The organism is Colwellia sp. Bg11-12, from assembly GCF_014076955.1.
Lineage (GTDB): Bacteria > Pseudomonadota > Gammaproteobacteria > Enterobacterales > Alteromonadaceae > Colwellia_A.
On record NZ_JACGUZ010000037.1, the window covers coordinates 31258 to 52550 of the forward strand.

Here is a 21293-nt window from a genome sequence, read left to right on the forward strand (position 1 = left end):
ACCTAATTCCTCAGTGATGCATTTAGCTCAGTTTCTAATGTGTCTACGACACGTTCAACGACTTCATTAATGTCTTTTTCTTCAAGGGTTTTATCACAATCCTGTAAAGTCATCGCTATCGCTAAGCTCTTAAACCCTTCATCGATACCATTTCCTCGGTATACGTCAAACAAGTTTAGATCAACTAAATAATTTCCGCCAACCTTTTCAATAAGTTGTAAGACATTTTTTGCATTTATTTTCTCTTCAACGATCACTGCAATGTCACGTCTATTGGCAGGAAAGCGAGATATATCACCAGCTTCAGGAATTTTTTGTGTTGAAATTTCGGACAATAAAAGCTCAAAAATAAATGTCCGACCATTTAATCCTAATTTTCTTTCTAATTCAGGATGTAAGGTACCAACATGGCCTACTAACACGCCATTCTTATGAATAGCGGCTGTTTGACCCGGATGAAGTGCGGTTATTTCATCTTGTGAAAACTCATATGAAGAAGCGTCTGCAGTTAATGCAAGTAGTGCTTCAACGTCTGATTTTACATCAAAAAAATCAATGGCTGACTTTTCCATATCCCAATGTTCTTCGTTACGCTGCCCGGTAACTACCCCTGCAAACATTTGTTCTTGGCGAACACCGTTCTCTGCAGTTTCATCCGGTACAAAACGTAAACCCGTTTCAAATAAACGTAGTCGAGATTGCTGACGGTTTTGGTTATAAATAACTGATTGCAATAATCCGGTCCACATACTTAAACGCATTACTGACATTTCAGAAGAAATAGGATGCGGTAAAGTCATTACTTCTTGTTCAGGATGAATTAGCGATTGAACTTTAGGGTCGACAAAACTATAGGTTATCGCTTCTTGGTAACCACGATTAACCATTACATTACGTAAGCGTTTTAATGGCAGAGACTTTTCTTTTTGTTCACGCATCGTCAACGTTGCTTTTGGCGAAACATTTGGAATATTGTTGTAACCAAAAATACGCGCAACTTCTTCGATTAAATCAACTTCTACTTTAATATCAAAGCGGTATGCTGGAACAACAACCGTCCAGATTTCATTTTCAAAAGTAACATTAAAACCTAAACGGGTTAGGATTTCAGTGACTTTAGCATCATCAATATGATGACCAATACGGCCATCAAGTTTTTCTCTACGCAAAGTAACTGTTTTTTCTTTAGGTAAATTTTCATCACTGAGTGCTTCAACGATAGGACCCGCTTTACCACCAACGATTTCCAATAATAAGGTCGTTGCACGTTCCATAGCATTTCGTTGTAATTCAGGGTCGATACCACGTTCATAACGATGAGATGAATCAGTATGTAATCCGTATTGACGTGCTTTACCCAAAATAGCTAACGGAGCAAAAAAAGCACTTTCTAAGAAGATGTCAGTTGACTTATTTTCTTCATCAGATTTAACACCCGATTCTTTTCCGCCAAAAATACCCGCCATGGCTAATACTTTATTGTCATCAGCGATCACTAAAGTTTCAGTTGAAAGTGTAACTTCATTACCGTCAAGTAAAACCAGCTTTTCACCTGATGTTGCATAACGAACGTTAATTCCACCGTCGAGTGCAGACAAATCAAAAGCATGCATCGGATGCCCTTGTTCGAGCAACACATAGTTGGTTACATCGACAACAGGGTCTATTGAGCGTGTACCGCAACGGCGTAATTTTTCTACCATCCATAACGGTGTTTTCGCCGTTACATCAATATCTTTAATGACTCGCCCTAAATAGCGTGGACAAGCTTTAGGTGCTGATAACGTAATTTCTCGAACATCATCTATTGTAGGAGCTACAGCAACAATTTCTGGTTCAGTAATGTTTAAACTATTTAATACCCCTACTTCGCGTGCTAAGCCTTTAAGGCCAAGACAATCACCACGGTTAGCGGTTAAATCAACGTCGATAGTAACATCGTTCAAATCTAGGTATTCACGAACACACATGCCTATAGGAGCATCTTGTGCTAGTTCCATAATACCATCTGAGCTGTCAGACAAACCAATCTCTGATTCACTACACAACATGCCATGAGAAGGTACGCCACGTAATTTTGCTTTTTTAATTTTAAAGTCGCCAGGTAAAACTGCGCCAACAGTAGCAACAGCTACTTTGAGACCTAAACGACAATTTTTAGCGCCACAAACAATATCGACTAATTCGCCATCATTGAATTCGCTACCTAGATTTATTTTTGTAACTTGCAGTTTATCAGCATCAGGATGCGGCCCACATTCAACCACTTCACCAATTAATACACCCGTAAATTGACCGGCAACTGGTTCTACAGCATCAACTTCTAAGCCAGCCATAGTAATTTGATGAGCTAATTCACTCGATGAAATGGCAGGATTAACCCACTCACGTAACCACGATTCACTAAATTTCATTATTGGCTTTCCTACTTGAACTGTTTTAAGAAGCGAAGATCATTTTCGAAAAATGAACGTAAGTCATTTACGCCGTAACGTAACATTGTTAAGCGTTCAACGCCCATACCAAAAGCAAAACCGGTATAAACTTCAGGGTCAATACCCACTGACTTCAATACGTTAGGGTGCACCATGCCACAGCCTAAGACTTCTAACCATTTTCCATTTTTACCCATAATATCCACTTCCGCAGAAGGTTCTGTAAACGGGAAATATGAAGGACGGAAACGAATTTCAACTTCTTCTTCAAAAAAGTGGTGTAAGAAGTCGTGTAAAATACCTTTAAGATGCGTAAAACTAACATCTTTGTCGACCATCAAACCTTCAACTTGGTGAAACATGGGTGTATGTGTTTGATCATAGTCATTACGATAAACTTTGCCCGGAGAAATAATACGCAGCGGCGGCTGTTCTTTTTCCATGGTGCGAATTTGTACACCAGAGGTTTGCGTGCGTAATACTAATTTTGGATTAAAGTAAAAAGTATCATGGTCTTGACGTGCAGGATGATGTTCAGGAATATTCAAAGCATCAAAATTATGAAAATCATCTTCAACTTCTGGACCTTCTTTGACTTCAAAGCCCAAATCACCAAAAAAACTTTCAATACGTTCAATTGTGCGTGTTACAGGATGAAGCCCACCTAAATCATTACTACGTCCAGGTAGCGTCACATCAATAGATTCAGCGGATAATTGCTTAGCAATAACTTCTGCACGTAATAATTCACCACGTTCAGTCAATAATTTTTGTACTTGCTGTTTAGCAATATTGATCACTTGCCCTGCTTTAGGCTTCTCTTCTTTAGGTAATTGACTTAACCCTTTCATTTGCTCAGTGAACAAACCTTTTTTACCTAAAAAGTTAACACGAACTTGGTCAAGTTCGGTAGGATCTGTTGCTGCAGAAATAGCTTCTTCTGCTTGCAATATAATATCGTCTAAATTCATGAGTTCCTCTAAGCGGCTCTAAAACCTTGCTGTAAATTTCAAAGTTTTGGCTAGACTGATTGTATTAATAAAAATTGTTGTTGATTCTACACAATATCTAAGCATAAATGTAGCGGAATAACGTGATTTAAAAGGGTTTTTAAAACTTTATGACCTTCTATTACTTTTAAGTAGATAAAAGCCTTAAACGGCTCATTAATTTAAGCCTTTTATCGATATTAACTCGAAAGAAATATTTTCAGCAATAACAAAAATTTACTTGAGCTTCGAACACTTCTTTTTTAATGGAAGCGATGAGCCCTTTTATATCAAAACGCCAAAGCATATTATCTGTTGCATTTAAAAAGTTAGGCTATCGTTTAGAAATCAAGGTATTGGCTAGCAAAAGAAGTTTATCGTGGGCAAGTATGGAGTAATTGATAGCGAATCATTTAGAATCAAAACACTTAACTTAAACAACTCCCGTAGTTTACAACAAGTTAAAGAGCCACTTTTTACTATTGCTCAGGTGGTGTTAAGTAAACAAGAAAGAAACATAAACGGTTGGAGAAACTCGCCAATAAATTGTCATTGGTGTTAAAAGAAATGAAAGCGTCAGGACAGTTTCAAGATTTACTTAAACCTGCTATTAATAAAGTGACTAAAACAATAAACCCCACTCAAGAGTAGGGTTTATAAAAATCATCAACGATTTACACTCAACTAAAAGTTTTAGTCAATTAACTGGTACTGCTCGCGTAAAATATCGATAATTTCAGCTTTAGGATTAGCAGACAAGACAATTTTTTGCCCGGTAATTTTTTCTGCAATTGCTGTATATGTGTTTGACACATCCATTAATACTGATACCGGTAATTCATTGTCGCGAGCTAAGGCTTCACGTTCAGGCATACGGGCTTTATTTAATAAAATGTCTGCATCAGGAAAGTGTGCTAATAATAATTGGCGGAAACCTTCTTTTGAGTTTTCAACGACTTTGCCACCACGGTATTGCTCGCCATCCCAAATGCGTGAAGAGTCAGGAGTGCCCACTTCATCCATATAAATTAACTTGTCGTTACCAGCCCTGTCTTTTACATAGCCAAACTCAAACTTAGTATCAACAAAAATTTGGTCAAGCTTTGCGAGCGAATCAGAAATAACGTCAAAACCTTCCGTTAACAACTTTTCGTATAACGTTATATCGTCAAGTGATTTGAAATTGAATGCTTCAAAATTATCTTCAATGTTCTTGCGCGTAATATTTACATCGTCAACAGCGGGTACGCCAGGGATCCCTTCTAAAATACCTTTCGTTGATGGTGTTTGTAATAACTCAGGTAACTTTGAATCTTTAGTTAACCCTTCAGCTAATTCAATACCACAAAATTCACGCTCGCCTTTTACGTATGAACGCCACATTGACCCCGTTATATACTGACGACAAATAGCTTCAATCATGACCGGTTTTGCTTTTTGAACGATCCACACAAACGGATGTGGAATATCAAGAATGTGACTGTCGGCTAGGCCTTGATCTTTAAAAAGCTTAAACCAATGATTTGAAATAGCATTAAGTGATGCGCCTTTGCCTGGTACACCTTTCATGCCGCCTTCGCCTTGCCAAATGCAATCAAAGGCAGAGATACGGTCGCTGATCACCATAATAGCTAATGGTGTGTCATCGGCAACATCATAACCTTTTTCTTGAATTAACCGTTTACTATCTGCATCAGTTAACCAGTAGACACTACGAACTTTGCCGCTGTGAACAGGTGCATCGGTGCGAATAGGTAAATCATTGTTTACCGCTAAAATTTGATCTGCAAGACTCATCGGATTAAACCTTAATTATCAAGTTAAAATTAATTGTAGCGAATAGTATTTTTAGATATTAACGTCACTCATTGACATCCTGTACATAAAATAATATTCGGTATAATTAATAAAACAATTTTAATACATTTTAACGAAGATATTTAGTTTATTTTCAAGGTTAAAGCACGGAGCTAATGACTATTAGTAAGTACTTTAAAACGCAGAAAGTGAGCTAAAGAACAAGTTAGAATGATTAAAAAAGAAAAGGACGCCTAATGGCGTCCTTGTCTCAAAGATTTTTCAAATTCTATGCAGCTAAAGCAGCTTTCGCTTTTTCAACTAAGAATGTGAATGTCACTTTGTCGTATACTGCAATATCAGCTAGGATCTTACGATCGATCTCAATAGCAGCCTTTTTAAGACCATTAATGAAAACACTGTAAGATAAACCATTTATGCGAGCTGCTGCATTTATACGAGTTATCCAAAGCTGACGGAATTGACGTTTACGTTGACGACGATCGCGGTAAGCGTACTGACCTGCTTTAGTTACTGCTTGATAAGCAACACGGTAAACACGGCTACGTGCTCCGTAATAACCTTTAGCTTGCTTTAGAACCTTCTTGTGACGTGCACGAGCTTGTACACCACGTTTTACTCTAGCCATTCTATATCTCTCCTATTAACCGTGACGTAAAAGTTTTTTAACTGACTTAATGTCAGCTGCCGAAATCATGCACTTAGCACGAAGATGACGTTTAACTTTAGTACGACGCTTAGTCAAGATATGACGAAGGCCAGCTTGTTTGAACTTGTAGCCAGAGGCTGTTTTTTTAAAGCGCTTCGCAGCACCTTTGTTAGTTTTCATTTTAGGCATGAATATTACTCCGCATTCATGTTTGTGTTATTACACAGAAACATTGCCATTGAAATTTAGCAACTTAGGCGAAAAACTTAACTTGCTTATTTAAGATTAAACAAAAATAAACGTTAGTTTCTACTTTCAGGCCTAAAATTACCCGTTAAAAACAATAAGGGTGAACTTAATTTTAATTTTCATAAAAATGAGTTACTTGAAATACCGGTTATTGATTATTTTTTTGGTGCTAGTACCATCACCATTTGTCTTCCTTCCGCACGACGCGGGAAGAATTCAACTACAGTTAACTCTTCTAAATCTTGCTTAACGCGAGTTAGAAGTTGTAAACCAAGTTCTTGGTGAGCCATTTCACGACCACGGAAACGTAAAGTTACTTTAACTTTATCGCCCCCTTCTAAAAAGCGCTTCAGGTTGCGTAGTTTTACCTGATAGTCGCCTTCATCTGTTCCAGGACGGAATTTAATTTCCTTAACCTGTATCTGTTTCTGGTTTTTGCGCTGTTCTTTTTGTTCTTTAGCTTTTTCATAGATAAACTTACCGTAATCCATAACGCGGAGTACAGGAGGTTTAGCCGTAGGGCTTATTTCAACAAGATCAACACCAGCTTCATCAGCTTGATCCATTGCTTCATCTAATGTGACGATGCCACCAGGCTCTCCGTCAAATCTAATCAAACGAACTTCATTATCAGCAATACCTGTAATTAACTCATTTAAACGATGTGCTGGCTCTTTTTGCCCGCCTCGTTGTCCACCTTTAATAGCCATGTTCCTCCAAAGAACTTTGTTCCAAGTAGCTGGTGTTATTTTTAACTTAACAACTACTCAGATTAATAAAATATTTTTATGCTTGTTTAAACGTTATTATAAGTAATTTATTCGTTAACTACGAGCGTTAACTTCTTCACTTAATTTTGAAATAAAGTCATCAACAGACATTTTTCCTAAATCTTCACCACTTCGCGTTCTAATGGCAATTTCGCCAGCTTCCATTTCTTTGTCACCAACAACTAACAAATATGGAACACGCTTCAAAGTGTGCTCGCGGATTTTAAAGCCTATCTTCTCATTTCTCAAGTCTAGTTTTACTCTAAATCCACTTTCTTTTAGTTTTTTAACAACTTTTTCACAATATTCGTCTTGTTTACCCGTAATATTCATCACAGTTGCTTGAATTGGCGATAACCACGTTGGAAATTTTCCCGTGAACTCTTCAATCAAAATTCCAATAAAACGTTCAAGTGAACCTAAAATAGCGCGATGAATCATGACAGGAATGTATCTTTCGTTGTCTTCACCGACATAAGTTGCGCCTAAACGCTCAGGCAAAGAAAAATCGAGTTGTACTGTACCACATTGCCAAGCACGACCTAAACAATCCATTAGAGTAAATTCAATCTTAGGACCATAAAAAGCCCCTTCACCCGGTAAATATTCAAATTTGATGTTACTGTCAGTTAGCGCTTGTGCAAGACCTGCTTCAGCTTTGTCCCAAACATCGTCGCTACCGATACGATTTTCTGGACGAGTAGACAATTTAACAACAACATCTTCAAAACCAAATGAACCATATACGTCGTAAACCATTTCAATACATTTCTTCACTTCGTCTTGAACTTGTGATTCCATGCAGAAAATGTGAGCGTCATCTTGCGTAAAGCCACGAACACGCATCAAGCCATGTAAAGAACCCGATGGTTCATTACGGTGACAACAGCCAAATTCAGCAATACGTAAAGGTAAATCACGGTACGATTTTAAACCTTGGTTGAATATCTGTACATGACCTGGGCAGTTCATTGGTTTTATTGCATATTCACGCTTTTCAGATTCAGTGGTAAACATGCCATCAGCATATTTGTCCCAGTGACCTGATTTTTCCCAAAGACTTCTGTCCATCATCATTGGCGCTTTAACTTCGTCGTAATCATATTCGTGTAATTTTTCACGAATAAATTTTTCTAACTCAGTATAAATTGTCCAACCATCGTTATGCCAAAACACCATTCCTGGCGCTTCTTCTTGCCAATGGAATAAATCTAATGTTTTACCAATTTTACGGTGATCGCGCTTTTCAGCTTCAGCTAAACGAACGATATATGCTTTAAGTTGCTTTTTATCAGCCCATGCTGTGCCGTAAATACGTTGCAGCATTTTGTTGTCTGAATCGCCACGCCAGTATGCACCGGCTACTTTCATTAGTTTAAACTGATGACAATGACGCATACTTGGCACATGAGGGCCACGACACATATCAACGTATTCTTGATGATGGTATAAAGCAGGCGTATCTGTTTTCTCGATGTTTTCATCAAGAATTTGTAATTTGTAGGTTTCACCACGCTCAGTAAACGCATCGTAAGCGTCTTGCCATGTGCCTGTTTTCTTAACAACTTCATAACCGGTACGAGCAAGTTCTGTCATACGCTTTTCAATTTTGGCTAAGTCGTCTTCACTAATAGACTCTTCAAGATCAATATCGTAATAGAAGCCATTCTCAATCGTTGGACCAATTGCCATTTTAACATTTGGGTATAACTGTTTAATAGCATGCCCTAATAAATGAGCACAAGAGTGGCGAATTATCTCAAGACCTTCACTGTCTTTACTAGTAATAAGTTGCAAAGCAGCATCTTGGGTAATTAATTCACAAGCATCAACAAGCTTGCCGTCAATACGCCCGGCAATCGTTGCTTTAGCAAGACCAGGACCAATATCTAAGGCAACATCCATTACAGATACGGCATTATCGAATGAACGTTGTGAACCGTCAGGGAGAGTAATTACAGGCATTAATTTTCCTTTATTTCAGTGGCGGCGCATACGAAGCGTCGCTTGAATTTATTTTTAATGTTTAAAGCTATTTCTTTTGGGAAATATTTGAGGTCGCAAATATAGGGGAAATCCCTTTTATTTGCAATATAAAGGCAGACTTATCTTTCTGCTACCATAGCCAATGCCATTGCTTCAGCCACTTTAATACCGTCAATACCTGCAGACAATATTCCGCCCGCATAACCCGCACCTTCTCCTGCAGGATAAAGCCCCTCAACATTCAGGCTTTGCATTGTTTCTCTATCACGCGTTATTTGAATCGGTGAAGATGTTCTTGTTTCAACAGCCGTTAATGTTGCATCAGCCATTGAAAAACCTTTAATCTTGCGTTCGAACGCAGGTAAAGCTTCACGAATAGCTTCAATGGCGTAAGCAGGTAAGGTTTCACTCAAATCGCAATATTTAACACCCGGCTTATATGAAGGCGTAACATCACCGTGCTCACCACTTTTACGCCCAGCAAGAAAATCGCCAACTAATTGAACCGGAGCGTCATAATTTTCTCCACCAAGTTTAAATGCTTTTTCTTCTAAACGGCGTTGAAACTCAATACCAGATAATACATCTGAAGCATCATCTTCGTTGGCAAAGTCGCTAGGCTCTATGCCAACAACAATCGCGCTATTTGCATTACGTTCGTGACGTGAATACTGACTCATGCCATTGGTGACTAGGCGCCCTGCTTCTGAAGCTGCTGCAACCACGGTTCCGCCTGGGCACATACAAAAGCTATAAACACTACGACCACTTTTACAATGATGAACAAGTTTATAGTCAGCAGCCCCTAATATTGGATTGCCAGCGTTGTTACCAAAACGAGCATCGTCGATAACTGACTGCTCATGTTCGATGCGAAAGCCAACAGAAAAAGGTTTAGCTTTAACAGATACTTTGTTTTTAATAAGCATTTCAAAGGTATCGCGTGCACTATGACCAATAGCTAAGGCAACATAGTTAGTGTCGATACGTTCACCACTAGCGAGTGTTAAACCAGTGATGCGTTTACTTCCCTCTCCACCTTGATTTTCATCAAAGTGAAACTCATCAACACGTTGTTCAAAACGAATTTCGCCACCCAACTCAGTAATTTTAGCGCGCATTTGTTCGATCATGGTTACCAATTTGAAGGTACCAATATGCGGTTTACTGACAAATAAAATTTCTTCTGGTGCGCCAGCATCAACAAACTCATGTAATACTTTACGACTGTAATGCTTTTTATCATTAACTTGGCTATATAATTTACCGTCAGAAAAAGTACCTGCCCCACCTTCCCCAAATTGCACATTAGATTCGGTGTTAAGTATTTTCTTTCGCCAAAAACCAAAGGTGTCTTTAGTGCGTTGACGTACTTCTTTGCCACGCTCTAAAATAATGGGATTAAATCCCATTTGAGCAAGCACTAAGCCGATAAATAAGCCACAAGGACCAAAGCCAATAACAACCGGGCGCTGTGCTAGCTTTTCAGGCGCTTGAGCAACAAAATTGTAGCGCATATCAGGGCTAACTTTTACTTGATTGTCTTTAACAAACCGTTCAAGTAATTCGTCATTAAGACAAGTGTCTACATCAAGGGTGTAAATCAATATTATTTTTGCTTTTTTACGGGCGTCATATCCGCGTTTAAATACGGTAAAGTCAATGAGCTGATCTTCAGAAATGGATAATTTATTAAGAATAGCCTTCTTAATATCGGCTTCTTGGTGATCAAGCGGCAATTGAATATTTGTTAAACGCAACATATTATGGCGGTTCCAAAAAAGGAGAAATAAAATTTTGGGCATTTTACCTGAACATACCGCTCAGTTAAATCAACAATTGAAATTATTACTAAGCTAGGTATGATCAGCTCAAAATATTTCCTATCATCAAAATTCAAAAAGTAGAGTACCTATGGCGTTTGTAGTCACCGACAATTGTATAAAATGTAAATACACCGATTGTGTCGCGGTATGTCCTGTTGATGCTTTTTATGAAGGCCCTAATTTTTTAGTCATAAGCCCTGATGACTGCATAGATTGTGATTTGTGTCCGGTTGAATGCCCAGCAGGTGCTATTTTTCAAGAAGATGAAGTCCCTGAAGATCAAAAAGAGTTTATTGAACTCAATGCTGAGCTCGCTAAAGTGTGGCCAAGAATAACAGAAGTAATTCCCGCCCCTGCCGATGCAAAAGAATGGGATGGTATACCCAATAAAATTGATCACTTAATTATTGAAAATTGATCACTTAATTATTGAAAATTAAAACGCGTTCTTCAAAATAAACACATTATTCAATTATTACCTATACTCGTATCAGAAGGGTTAATAAATAATTGGTGCATTATGTGGCAATGTATTGAGCAAGCAATCACAGCTAAAACGGGCGAAAAATTTGCTATTGAAAATAAACGCCTTATTTCAACGAGTGAAACCAACTTAGCTTTCCAATTAAGTGATGAACAACATAACTACTTCGTCAAAATTAAAGACAAAAGTCACTTCAATCACTTTGAATCAGAAGCTTACGCCCTTAATCAAATAGATTCTCTAAAACAAGTTACCTGCCCTAAAGTCATAGCGTTAGGAAACACACGCAATAAAAGCTTTATCGTGCTTGACTACATTCCATTTGCACAAGCGACTGAACAAGACTGGCATCATTTTGGTGCTAAATTAGCGATGATGCATAAATGTTCGTCTCATGGACAGTTTGGCTGGCAACACGACAATTATATTGGTGACACCTTACAACCTAATAACTGGCGTAGTAATTGGAAAACATTCTTTGCTGAACAACGCGTCGCGTGGCAATTGCAATTACTGAGTGAAAAATCGATAAAACTAGGGGATATTGATCACATTGCCCACATCTGTCATGACATATTAAATCATCACGATGTTAAACCTTGTCTCGTTCATGGTGATTTATGGCTAGGCAACTTAGGATTTACTGCCTCTGCTTCAGTGATATATGATCCCGCCTGTTATTACGGTGACCGCGAAGTAGATATTGCCATGACTGAGCTTTTTGGCCAACTACCTTACGATTTTTATCAAGGTTACCAAGATGTTTTTCCCCTTGATAAAGGCTACGAACAACGCAAACTTATTTATAACTTTTATCATATTCTCAATCACGCTAATTTATACGGTGGCGTATATATTGACCAATCAAGGGCATTATTGTCACGTATTTTATCATTACATTGATTTAAAAATAATAGTGACGGAACACAATACGTTAAATGATTTATATCAGTTTATCCTTAATTTAGTTAGCGATTTTTACGAATGTAAGCATACTTAACAATTAGTAACAAAGCGTCTAGGAGGCAACATGTCCCGGGAATCAAACTTAAAAGTAACAAAAGACAAACGTATTAGCTGCCCTCATTGTGGTCATCATATGCACTTAACATTAGATGCATCAGCGGGTGATCAAGATTATTACGAAGAATGCCCGTCTTGTTGTCGAGATATTCATTTAAATATGCACATTGATGAATACCGCCAAAAAATTCAATTGGTCATTGATAGTGACGACGAACAAGTATTCTAGTCATACCATCAAATGTCGGTGTCATTTTTCTTTGCTTTTACTTGTAAATTAACAAGAGAAGCATTGCACAACTGCTTTAAACCTATATCATTCTTGTACTGATCATTTTTATTCTTAAAATGATGATTTTATAAGTATCCTTCCCCAATGAATATTACTGATTTTAGAAAAAACACCAAAAGCCTAATGAAACTGGCTTATCCTATTTTGATCGCTCAACTCGTACAAACACTGATGGGATTTGCAGATACTGTAATGGCCGGTAGAGTGAGTGCTACAGACATGGCGGCCGTAGCTGTTGCCAGCAGTATTTGGCTCCCTTTAATATTAACTATATATGGTTTGGTCATGGCACTTGCAGCCATAGTATCGCAACTTGCTGGAGCAAAAAAATTCCATTACGTTGCCAGGGCGACATATCAAACCGCATGGATAGCATTAACCTTAGGTATTTTATTAATCGCTTTATATTATGTGATCACCCCTTTAGTTATTGAACAGATACCATTAGAGGCACATTTAAAACAATTAATGTTTGATTACTTAGGTTACATCGTTTGGGGTGGGCCAGGCTTTTGTTTATATCTTGTATTAAGAAATTACTCTGAGGGCTTATCGCATACCAAACCAACAATGATCATCAGTATCATCGGTTTGTTAATTAATATTCCTGCCAACTATATTTTTATCTATGGTGAATTTGGTATGCCTGCGTTAGGAGGTGCTGGTTGCGGCATTGCCACTGCCATTGTTTACTGGGTTATGTTTATCTCAATGTTTATATATTGTTATGTATCGAAAAAATTAAAACATGCCTCTTTATTTGAACGTTTTTACTGGCCGAATTGGCAAGAAATTAAAGAAATATTGGCGATCGGTTTTCCTATTGCAATGTCATTACTCTTTGAGGTCAGTTTATTTGCTGCGGTTGCAATTATTCTAGTGCCCTTTGGCGCAGAGGTTGTGGCTAGTCATCAAATAGCCATTAACTTCTCTGGCTTAGTCTTTATGGTGCCATTGAGTTTAGCCATGGCCGTGACCATACAAGTAGGATTTGCTGTTGGTAATAACGAGTTAGCTAAAGCTAAAGAAATATGTCATTACTCACTGATATTGTCACTCATTATTGCCGTTGGTACAGCGCTACTAACGATTACTTTGCGTTATCCAATCGCTGAAATTTATACACTTGACAAAAAAGTGATTGAGTTAGCCGCGAGCTTAATGTTCTTGGCTTCTTTATTTCAGTTCTCTGATGCAATACAAGTTATTTCTGCAGGTGCATTACGTGGATATAAAGATACCAAATCTATCCTGTATATTACTTTCTTCTCATATTGGATTATTGGCTTAACTTTAGGTCTGATTTTAGGGTTAACCAACTGGATAATTGACCCTATTGGCCCTTATGGTTTTTGGATAGGTATTATTTTTGGATTAACCACCGCTGCCGTTTTATTAGCATGGCGATTAACTATCATTCAAAAAAGACTCGAAGTGGCGCATTAATAAGCAAACAGTGAATTATTTAAATTGAAAAGAACAAAACTACTTGCAACTAAGATTTCATATCGATAATATGACGCCCGTTGGTTAAAGCAACTAACGATTGCTCGCTTAGCTCAGTTGGTTAGAGTACTTGCATGACATGCAAGGTGTCACTGGTTCGAGTCCAGTAGCGAGCACCACATTCCAAGTTAGTAGTAACTAACTTATAGCCGTTGTGTACACTCACATGTACACAACGGCTTTTTTATATCCCCTTTACAAAAAATCACATATCCCAATATAACTATTTGAATAACTTATAGTTGATTAATTTAGTATTTTTAAGCAATCTATCAAGACTAGATATAAATCATCATAAATTCTTAGAGGTCGATGTGACAAAAGCAAACTGTAAATACCCTGAATGGCTAACTGATTACACCTTCGATAACTGTAAATTAAACCGTAAAGAATATGGTCAGTTTCTCATTAACTATATAGTGGGAGAAAAAGATGGTTTTGTTTTAAATCTTAATGGTGAATGGGGTACAGGGAAAACTCAATTTCTTCGTCGTTTATATTCAGAGTTAGTAAAAAATAAGCATCCGTGTATATATATAGACGCATGGGAAAGTGATTTCTCTGATATTCCACTATCCGTAGTTTCTAGTGAGTTAACCAGCCAATTATCTCTTCTTAATGAAGATATAGGTGGAAACCTAGAAGAAGTTGGCAAATTTTTAGGTAAAGCACTTAAAGGCACAATTATTGGTGGCGCGGGTCTTCTTACTAAGTATTTTTTAGATGACTCTGCTGCAGGAAGAGAGCTAACCAAGACACTTTTCGAAAAAGATCCAAAAGAATTTTTAAAGTCAGTTCAAAGTAACCATCTAGAGCAGGTTGATGCAATTAAACAAATTCGATTAAATTTAGGACATTTAGCTGAAGTAATTGAAAAAAATTATGGCTTTGCTTTGCCTATCGTTGTACTAGTCGATGAATTAGATCGTTGCCGACCAAATTACGCCATTGAAATGCTAGAGGTGATAAAGCATTTTTTTACTACCAAAAATTTTGTATTTGTAGTTGCAACAGATACAAAGCAACTTAAAGAATCTATTAAAGCGATATACGGCTCTGAATTTGATTCATCTACATATTTGAAAAGATTTTTTAATAGAGAAGCTCGACTCCCTACCCCTGATATTGAGCATTATCTTGATATCCAAAAATTCGACTTCTCTGAATATCAAGAAAAAGTAATACTATATCCAGATATCAGACAAGATACCTCTACTACAATTAGAAATTACCTTGATTGGTCAGCAAAGGCTTATGATTTAAGTATCAGAGATATTGATCAGACTATTGATAAGTTAAAGTCATGTTTAAGAACTGCTTTATCTGTATATAAATCATCCAAAAAAGTACAGTTTGTTAATATATTTAACTTAATATCCGCAATTGTTGAGTTTGATAAAAATATACCTCAATTTAATTCTCGCACCGAAAATAAACCTGAAACTAATATACAATTTAAAAATAATTTTCACATCGAAAATGACTGTAAGTATTCAGATTTCTATAAAGTGAATATGTTCACATCAGTTATCCACCTTTATGATACAAGTGACCATTACGGTCAATCAGTAACATATAAATTGTGTGGCACAGACAGAAGGTTGCATGAATTGAAAAGGGATAACTTTGAGGGTGTAGTTCAAAGAGCTGTAGATACAAACAACAATATAATGGCAAACATGTTTTCTAATACAAATGCTAAATGGTGGTTATGGGAAGACTATAATAAAGTGGTCAAGCTTGCAGGAAATATTGAATAAATAAAGACAAAAAAGCCCTTAAAGACGTGGTCATCAATAAGGGCTAAAAGTGAGTACTATTGCGAGAAAAACATGAGAAGAACTACGTCTCAAAAAAATATAGCATACTTATTCACTAAATATTAATATAATCGCGTAAAAGGTGAATATAAATATCAATTATTCACGCTTTATGCAACATTACCTTTGATAAGTGAATAATAATTCACTACTAAACATTCAAAGGTGAACACATAAAAAAATTATTAGAACTACGTCAACGAAAAGCGGATCTTGTTACTCAATCAAAAATCATTCTGACTAAAGCTGAAACTGAAAAGCGATCAATCAATGAAGCTGAGAACACTCAATTAACAGAGTTACGCTCTCAACTCACGTCTATTAATACTCATATCGAACATGCTCAATCTCTAGCTGATGAAGAACGCTCATTAATTGGCGAAACGATTGAACAGCGATCAACTGACAAACCTACCAATGCCGAGCTTCGAACTTTTGTACAAACTGGCGATATTCGATCTTTATCTAATGGCGTGAATGCAGATGGTGGCTTTACGGTTATTCCAAGCTTAGATAAAAACATTGAAGTATTACTTCGTGAAGAATCAGTTTTCCGTAAAAATGCAATGGTGAAGCCTTGTTCAAGTAAGTCTTACAAAAAGCTTGTTTCTGTTGGTGGCACTACTACTGATTGGTGTGCAGAAAGTGACACTCGCAACGAAACAAATACAAGTAAGTTAGAAGAAGTAGAAATTTTTGTTAACTCTTTATACGCCTATCCGAAAACAACACAAGAGCTTTTAGATTGGTCAGATTTTGATGTTTCTGGCTGGCTAGAAAGTGAAGTATCAGCCGAAAGTGGTTTAAAAGAAGAAACTGCATTCTTTTCAGGTGATGGCGTGAAAAAAGCTAAAGGGATCTTAACTTATACCCGTTCTGCTGATGTTGATGGTACTCGCGCCTTTGGTGAAGTCCAAGAAATTACGAGTGCCGCAAGTGGTATTATTGATTTTGATGATTTAGTGACATTACAGCACAGTATTGCAGTTGCTTACCGTAAAAATTGTAAGTGGTATATGTCTGATGCAATGGCGCTATCACTTCGTAAAATCAAAAATGCTGATGGTGATTATATTTGGAAGGATTCACTTGTTGAAGGTCAGCCAGATACTTTGCTTGGTAAACCTGTTGAGATTAGCGATCACATGGGGCAAGAAGTCATGTTTGCTGATCTATCTAAAGCTTACTACATCATTGATGGCACTACAGGCACACGCTTAATTAAAGATAATGTGACTCAGCCTGGCTTTGTAAAAATGCATGCCTCTCGATATGTTGGTGGTGGGTTAGTTAACGATCGTGCTTTAAAAATACTCAAGAAAGCGGCTTAAGGGGTAATTTATGGAGCGCAGAGCCTTAGATAACTTATCCATTAAAGGTAAGAAAATTATCGGTCGACCTGTGCTTTTTAATGCTGAGTCTGAAAACCTTGGAGGGTTTGTTGAAATCATTGCTCCCAATGCTTTTTCAGAGCATCTAGCTTCGAGTGAGTTAGATGTAAAAGCATTATATGAGCATGATAGAAAACTACTTCTTGGTCGTACAACAAGCGGAACTTTGATTATCACTGGAGATAACCAAGGTTTACTAGTTGAGATTGATCCACCCGACACACAAACAGCGCGTGATCTTCTCGTTAGTATTGAACGTGGGGATATATCAGGCATGAGCTTTGGCTTTATTACTGAGGTTGATGAATGGGATTACTCACGCGATCCAGCATTAAGAACTGTCATAAAAGCTAAGTTACTTGAAGTAACTGTCACCAGTGACCCTGCTTACAAGCAAACTGATGTGCAAGTAGCTCAACGGTCTTTAAGTCAGCACCAAACAAACCACAACTTAAATCATAAATTTCATCTTGAATTAATGGAGTTGATCTAATGTTTAATCTTTTTAAGAAAACAGAAACTCGTAGCAATAAAACACTCGATCAGCTTTTAGCTATTGGAACACCTACCAATAGTGGTCAACATGTTAATGCTGAAACAGCTCAGTCATTGCCAGCCGTTTTATGTGCTGTAACGACTATTAGTGAAGCCATTGCCAGTTTACCTATTCACGTATACCAAATGGATCAAAGTGGCGATAAACAACGTGCTAGAAATCATTATGCGGAACGTTTATTAAACTCTAGTCCTAATAGTTACCAGACAGCGTATGACTTCAAAATAGCTCTGTTACGTGCTGTTTTATTGCGTGGTAATGCCTTTACTCATATTGAATACGATGGGGCAGGTAAACCAACGGCTTTACATTGGTTGCACCCTGATAGCGTGATCGTGAAGAAGTTACCCAATCATCGTTTAGGTTATCAAGTAACACTTGAAAGCGGAAAAATTAAAATACTTCACCAAGAAGAGATTATCCATATTAAGTATATGTCTGATGATGGCATTGTTGGTAAGTCTCCTATACAGATCGCTCGTGAGAGTATTGGTTTAGGTTTAGCTCAACAAGAACATGGCGCAAGATTATTTCAAAACGGTGCAATGCCATCGGGTGTATTAGAAACTGATGCCGCCTTTAAAGACCCTAATGCAGCAAACCGAATACGAACAGAGTTTAATCAAAAATATCAAGGTGTAGATAAACGCGGTGAAGTAATATTTCTTGAGCAAGGGCTAAAATATAAACCGTTGTCTATCAGTAATACGGATTCTGAATGGCTTGAATCACGTAGTTTTACGGTTGCCGATATTGCTCGTATCTTCAAAATTAGCCCCTTATTACTCCAAGACCTATCACATGGTACTTATAGTAATTTTAGTGAAGCACAACGAGCGTTTTTAAGTCACACACTACGTCCTTGGTTAACTAACTTACAGCAAGCATTCAATAACCGATTAGTATCTATTAGATCACAAGGTAGTACATTTATTGAGTTCGAAACGAAAGACCTACTCAGAGCCAGTACAGAAGAACGATTCAGCGCATATGATGTTGCCATTCGTAATGGCATCATGTCACCTAACGATGCTCGTAAAGCTGAAAATATGCCTGCGCGTGATGGTGGTGATGAGTTCAGTCAGTCATGGTTGAATCAGTTATCTAGTTCTTCAAATAGTTGACAACATAAATGGCTGATTTAATTTAAACCCTCTAACGTCAAAAAATGCCACACTGAAGACATTAATATTTCAGAATTTATACTGAAAAATTTTGTATGTTTTGATCTACAGCGGACATAATTAAGCAACGACATTACACAAGCAGCTTCCTTATAGCAGACGTTCCCAACAGATGAGTACAGGGGAGCTTTTGATGATGGTTTTTTCTAAATAAATAGTTCAACAGACAGTCGCCAAAGCCACCACAGCAGTCATAGTGACTTTAAATCAAAGCGAGATTTTTTTAACTAAACCTCACATTCTATGGGATAGGATTTTGGGTTAAAACTATGAATTTGACACCAGTAGGGCTAAACATTTAGTGGTAACAGCTAGAGGTGCCTACTCTTACGGCATAGAAAAGCATTAATTATCCTATGGTGATGGTTTTATGATGAAATAACTTGATTTACCAATCACCAGAAACAAAAAAACACCAATCATGACAATTGATGTTTTCTACAATCAAGTTTTAAAAAACTAACTTAAGATTGGTTCTTAAATCGACGCGATGCTAAACCAATCATTCCTAATGCAAAAATAGCAAGTGTTGATGGCTCTGGTACGTCTACAGTTGCATTAGTTGTAAATACAACTCGATCCCAAGATGTGCTGTTGTTCAAATTCGTTACTGAACCCGCACGCCATCCACCATTCACGCTAATTGCGGTGGTTCCATATCCTCCGGAGGTGTGCCATGACAATCTCTTGCCTGCATTTTCAGAACGTGTGTCTGCTGAGCCTTGACGTATAGAATCACCTAAATGTGCAAAACCTAAAGAGCCACCATTATTATACCATTCAGCACCATTTAATGACTTTGTTACATTTTGTGCAGTATGTGTAATAAAGTCGGTCCATTTTACAGCTGCTAGTAATTTAATTGTATTACTGCTTCCATTAATAGCACCCAACATAATATAATCCTGATGCCCAGAAAACATGCTACTTACGTTAATAGACGAAGCATAGTCACCGCGATACAATAAATTCCAGCCCCAAGAATTGGTGACATCTGTATATGAAACATCTTCTTGTACACCATGTGGGATTAATCCAGCATTAGCAAAATTGCTTATCGATAATATTGCACCTAAAAGAGCAGATTTTAAAAATATAAATTTCATTTGTATTCCTTTTATTATATTTATTAGTTAAAAGTTAAGATATATACAGTTAAAAGCAAAAAACACACCAATATTTAAATATCAAATAATTTCAACAACTTAAGTATTTAAAAAAGGTTGTGATGTGGAAGTTTTGTAAAATAACCTGACACAACTAAACTTATCAATCTGTTGAATTAACGATATAATATTAATAAGCAGTATTTAATTTGGTTTTAGTATGAAAATGTAAATAAGTATTTGAATATCATCTAAAGCCATATTCCAATCATCGAAATACTCGTCCAAATTAGCACAAGCATGTATTTCAGTTAGTTAAATTGATTAAAACTTAGAGGTGCTAATTATTGTTAATCATCACTCAAACACTATAGCAGACCAGTGAATACCGAATATTTAGACCCGCTAGCAACTGACTTGTAATTAGTTGCATGGCATGTCATCCATTGGTATTACTATGAATTTAAGGTGATGATTTTATAAAGTAAGTTATCAATTTCTCGATTCATGAAATTAGCATAAAACCAAATGGTAAAATTCAATATCTGTATACTAACGGAGTTTTATCCGTTGATAGTGAAAGTCAGATATTAGTAAAGTGACTTTTGATTCATCATCCTATTAACTATTATGTTTCCTCATAGTAAACAGACATATAATGGACCCACTGTTGGCAATTGGCTATCCAATGTCATTAACTTAAGGATTTAACACATACGTTTATAGCTCATTAAGTGAGCATTAGCATGAATAAAAATTAGTGCCAAAAACATACCGATTAGGAAATTTGGTTTAATCGTCACTTATGCCACTTTGTTGGGCTAAGATATGCTCAGTAATTTTAATCCTTCATAAATCACAGATGAATACGCCTAGGCATCTACAAGCCTTGGCACTTATAATCACCACATTGTTACAAAGAGTAACCTTTCTAGTTTAATACACTCAAAGCACAAACAAATAAATCACTCCCCTAAGGAACAAAATGAAAAAATTTACTATCCCTCTAATCACTTGTCTAGCCTTAAGCGCTTGTTCTACTTTTGACCCATATACGGGTGAGCAAAAAGTTACCAATACCGCCAAAGGCGCGGGTATCGGAGCAGGTGTTGCTGCTGTGGCGGCTTATTTAGCCAATAAAAATGAGGATGATATAAGTAAAAGGAATCGTAGAATTTTGAAAGCTGCAACCGGCGGCGCTGCGATTGG

The 21293-nt window shown here is 37.1% G+C and carries 17 protein-coding genes, 1 tRNA gene and 1 pseudogene; 10 read left to right on the forward strand and 9 right to left on the reverse strand.

The features are described from left to right. Nucleotides 1–2 precede the first annotated feature (2 nt). The 8 genes from pheT to H4J39_RS00855 all read right to left on the reverse strand — a co-directional run bounded on the left by pheT (nt 3) and on the right by H4J39_RS00855 (nt 10659). Nucleotides 3–2414, reverse strand: a complete 2412-nt coding sequence (pheT, locus tag H4J39_RS00820) for a phenylalanine--tRNA ligase subunit beta (RefSeq protein WP_182225564.1) — start codon at nt 2412–2414, stop codon at nt 3–5. An 11-nt stretch (nt 2415–2425) separates the two neighbouring features. After that, complete coding sequence (pheS, locus tag H4J39_RS00825) at nt 2426–3406, reverse strand: phenylalanine--tRNA ligase subunit alpha (protein ID WP_182179926.1); 981 nt, start codon at nt 3404–3406, stop codon at nt 2426–2428. 711 nt (nt 3407–4117) lie between these two features. Continuing rightward, entirely contained in the window at nt 4118–5221 is a 1104-nt protein-coding gene (locus tag H4J39_RS00830; protein WP_182224374.1) for a phosphoribosylaminoimidazolesuccinocarboxamide synthase, read from the reverse strand. A 289-nt stretch (nt 5222–5510) separates the two neighbouring features. Next, nucleotides 5511–5870, reverse strand: coding sequence for a 50S ribosomal protein L20 (rplT, locus tag H4J39_RS00835; RefSeq protein ID WP_182179924.1), 360 nt, complete (start codon nt 5868–5870; stop codon nt 5511–5513). Between the two features lie 15 nt (nt 5871–5885). Beyond that, nucleotides 5886–6080, reverse strand: a complete 195-nt coding sequence (gene rpmI / locus H4J39_RS00840) for a 50S ribosomal protein L35 (protein ID WP_070373745.1) — start codon at nt 6078–6080, stop codon at nt 5886–5888. Between the two features lie 215 nt (nt 6081–6295). Beyond that, the gene (gene infC / locus H4J39_RS00845; protein WP_182179923.1) at nt 6296–6850 is read right to left on the reverse strand and encodes a translation initiation factor IF-3; all 555 of its coding nucleotides are present in this window, start codon (nt 6848–6850) and stop codon (nt 6296–6298) included. A 114-nt stretch (nt 6851–6964) separates the two neighbouring features. Beyond that, on the reverse strand, nt 6965–8875 hold the full coding sequence (gene thrS, locus H4J39_RS00850) for a threonine--tRNA ligase (RefSeq protein ID WP_182225565.1): 1911 nt from the start codon (nt 8873–8875) through the stop codon (nt 6965–6967). Nucleotides 8876–9015: 140 nt separating this feature from the next. Continuing rightward, a complete protein-coding gene (locus tag H4J39_RS00855; protein WP_182225566.1) occupies nt 9016–10659 on the reverse strand; it encodes an NAD(P)/FAD-dependent oxidoreductase in 1644 nt (547 codons plus the stop codon). Nucleotides 10660–10810: 151 nt separating this feature from the next. Here H4J39_RS00855 and fdxA point away from each other — a divergent pair, with 151 nt between their 5' ends. From fdxA to H4J39_RS00900, 9 genes are all read left to right on the forward strand, one after another. Beyond that, nucleotides 10811–11140, forward strand: coding sequence for a ferredoxin FdxA (gene fdxA, locus H4J39_RS00860; protein WP_182225567.1), 330 nt, complete (start codon nt 10811–10813; stop codon nt 11138–11140). Nucleotides 11141–11242: 102 nt separating this feature from the next. Next, a complete protein-coding gene (locus tag H4J39_RS00865; protein ID WP_182225568.1) occupies nt 11243–12109 on the forward strand; it encodes a fructosamine kinase family protein in 867 nt (288 codons plus the stop codon). Between the two features lie 127 nt (nt 12110–12236). Continuing rightward, on the forward strand, nt 12237–12458 hold the full coding sequence (locus tag H4J39_RS00870; protein WP_182225569.1) for a CPXCG motif-containing cysteine-rich protein: 222 nt from the start codon (nt 12237–12239) through the stop codon (nt 12456–12458). A gap of 147 nt (nt 12459–12605) precedes the next feature. Next, nucleotides 12606–13967: an MATE family efflux transporter gene (locus H4J39_RS00875; protein ID WP_182225570.1), complete on the forward strand. Its 1362-nt coding sequence runs from the start codon at nt 12606–12608 to the stop codon at nt 13965–13967. Nucleotides 13968–14069: 102 nt separating this feature from the next. Then, nucleotides 14070–14146: transfer RNA gene (locus tag H4J39_RS00880), tRNA-Val, on the forward strand. Between the two features lie 195 nt (nt 14147–14341). Beyond that, nucleotides 14342–15787: a P-loop NTPase fold protein gene (locus H4J39_RS00885; RefSeq protein WP_182225571.1), complete on the forward strand. Its 1446-nt coding sequence runs from the start codon at nt 14342–14344 to the stop codon at nt 15785–15787. Between the two features lie 233 nt (nt 15788–16020). Further along, nucleotides 16021–17178 (forward strand): phage major capsid protein, encoded by a 1158-nt coding sequence (locus tag H4J39_RS00890; protein ID WP_182225575.1) that lies wholly within the window; start codon nt 16021–16023, stop codon nt 17176–17178. Nucleotides 17179–17188: 10 nt separating this feature from the next. Then, nucleotides 17189–17731, forward strand: coding sequence for an HK97 family phage prohead protease (locus H4J39_RS00895; RefSeq protein ID WP_182225572.1), 543 nt, complete (start codon nt 17189–17191; stop codon nt 17729–17731). Continuing rightward, complete coding sequence (locus tag H4J39_RS00900) at nt 17731–18918, forward strand: phage portal protein (RefSeq protein ID WP_182225573.1); 1188 nt, start codon at nt 17731–17733, stop codon at nt 18916–18918. The genes H4J39_RS00895 and H4J39_RS00900 overlap by 1 nt, the downstream gene beginning before the upstream one ends. Before the next feature lie 524 nt (nt 18919–19442). On the opposite strand, the gene H4J39_RS19015 is transcribed toward H4J39_RS00900, so the two are convergent. Continuing rightward, on the reverse strand, nt 19443–20084 hold the full coding sequence (locus H4J39_RS19015; RefSeq protein ID WP_259368711.1) for a PEP-CTERM sorting domain-containing protein: 642 nt from the start codon (nt 20082–20084) through the stop codon (nt 19443–19445). A 985-nt stretch (nt 20085–21069) separates the two neighbouring features. Between H4J39_RS19015 and H4J39_RS00910 the strand changes: the two are divergent. After that, a pseudogene (locus tag H4J39_RS00910) lies at nt 21070–21293 on the forward strand (hypothetical protein); the annotation flags it as partial.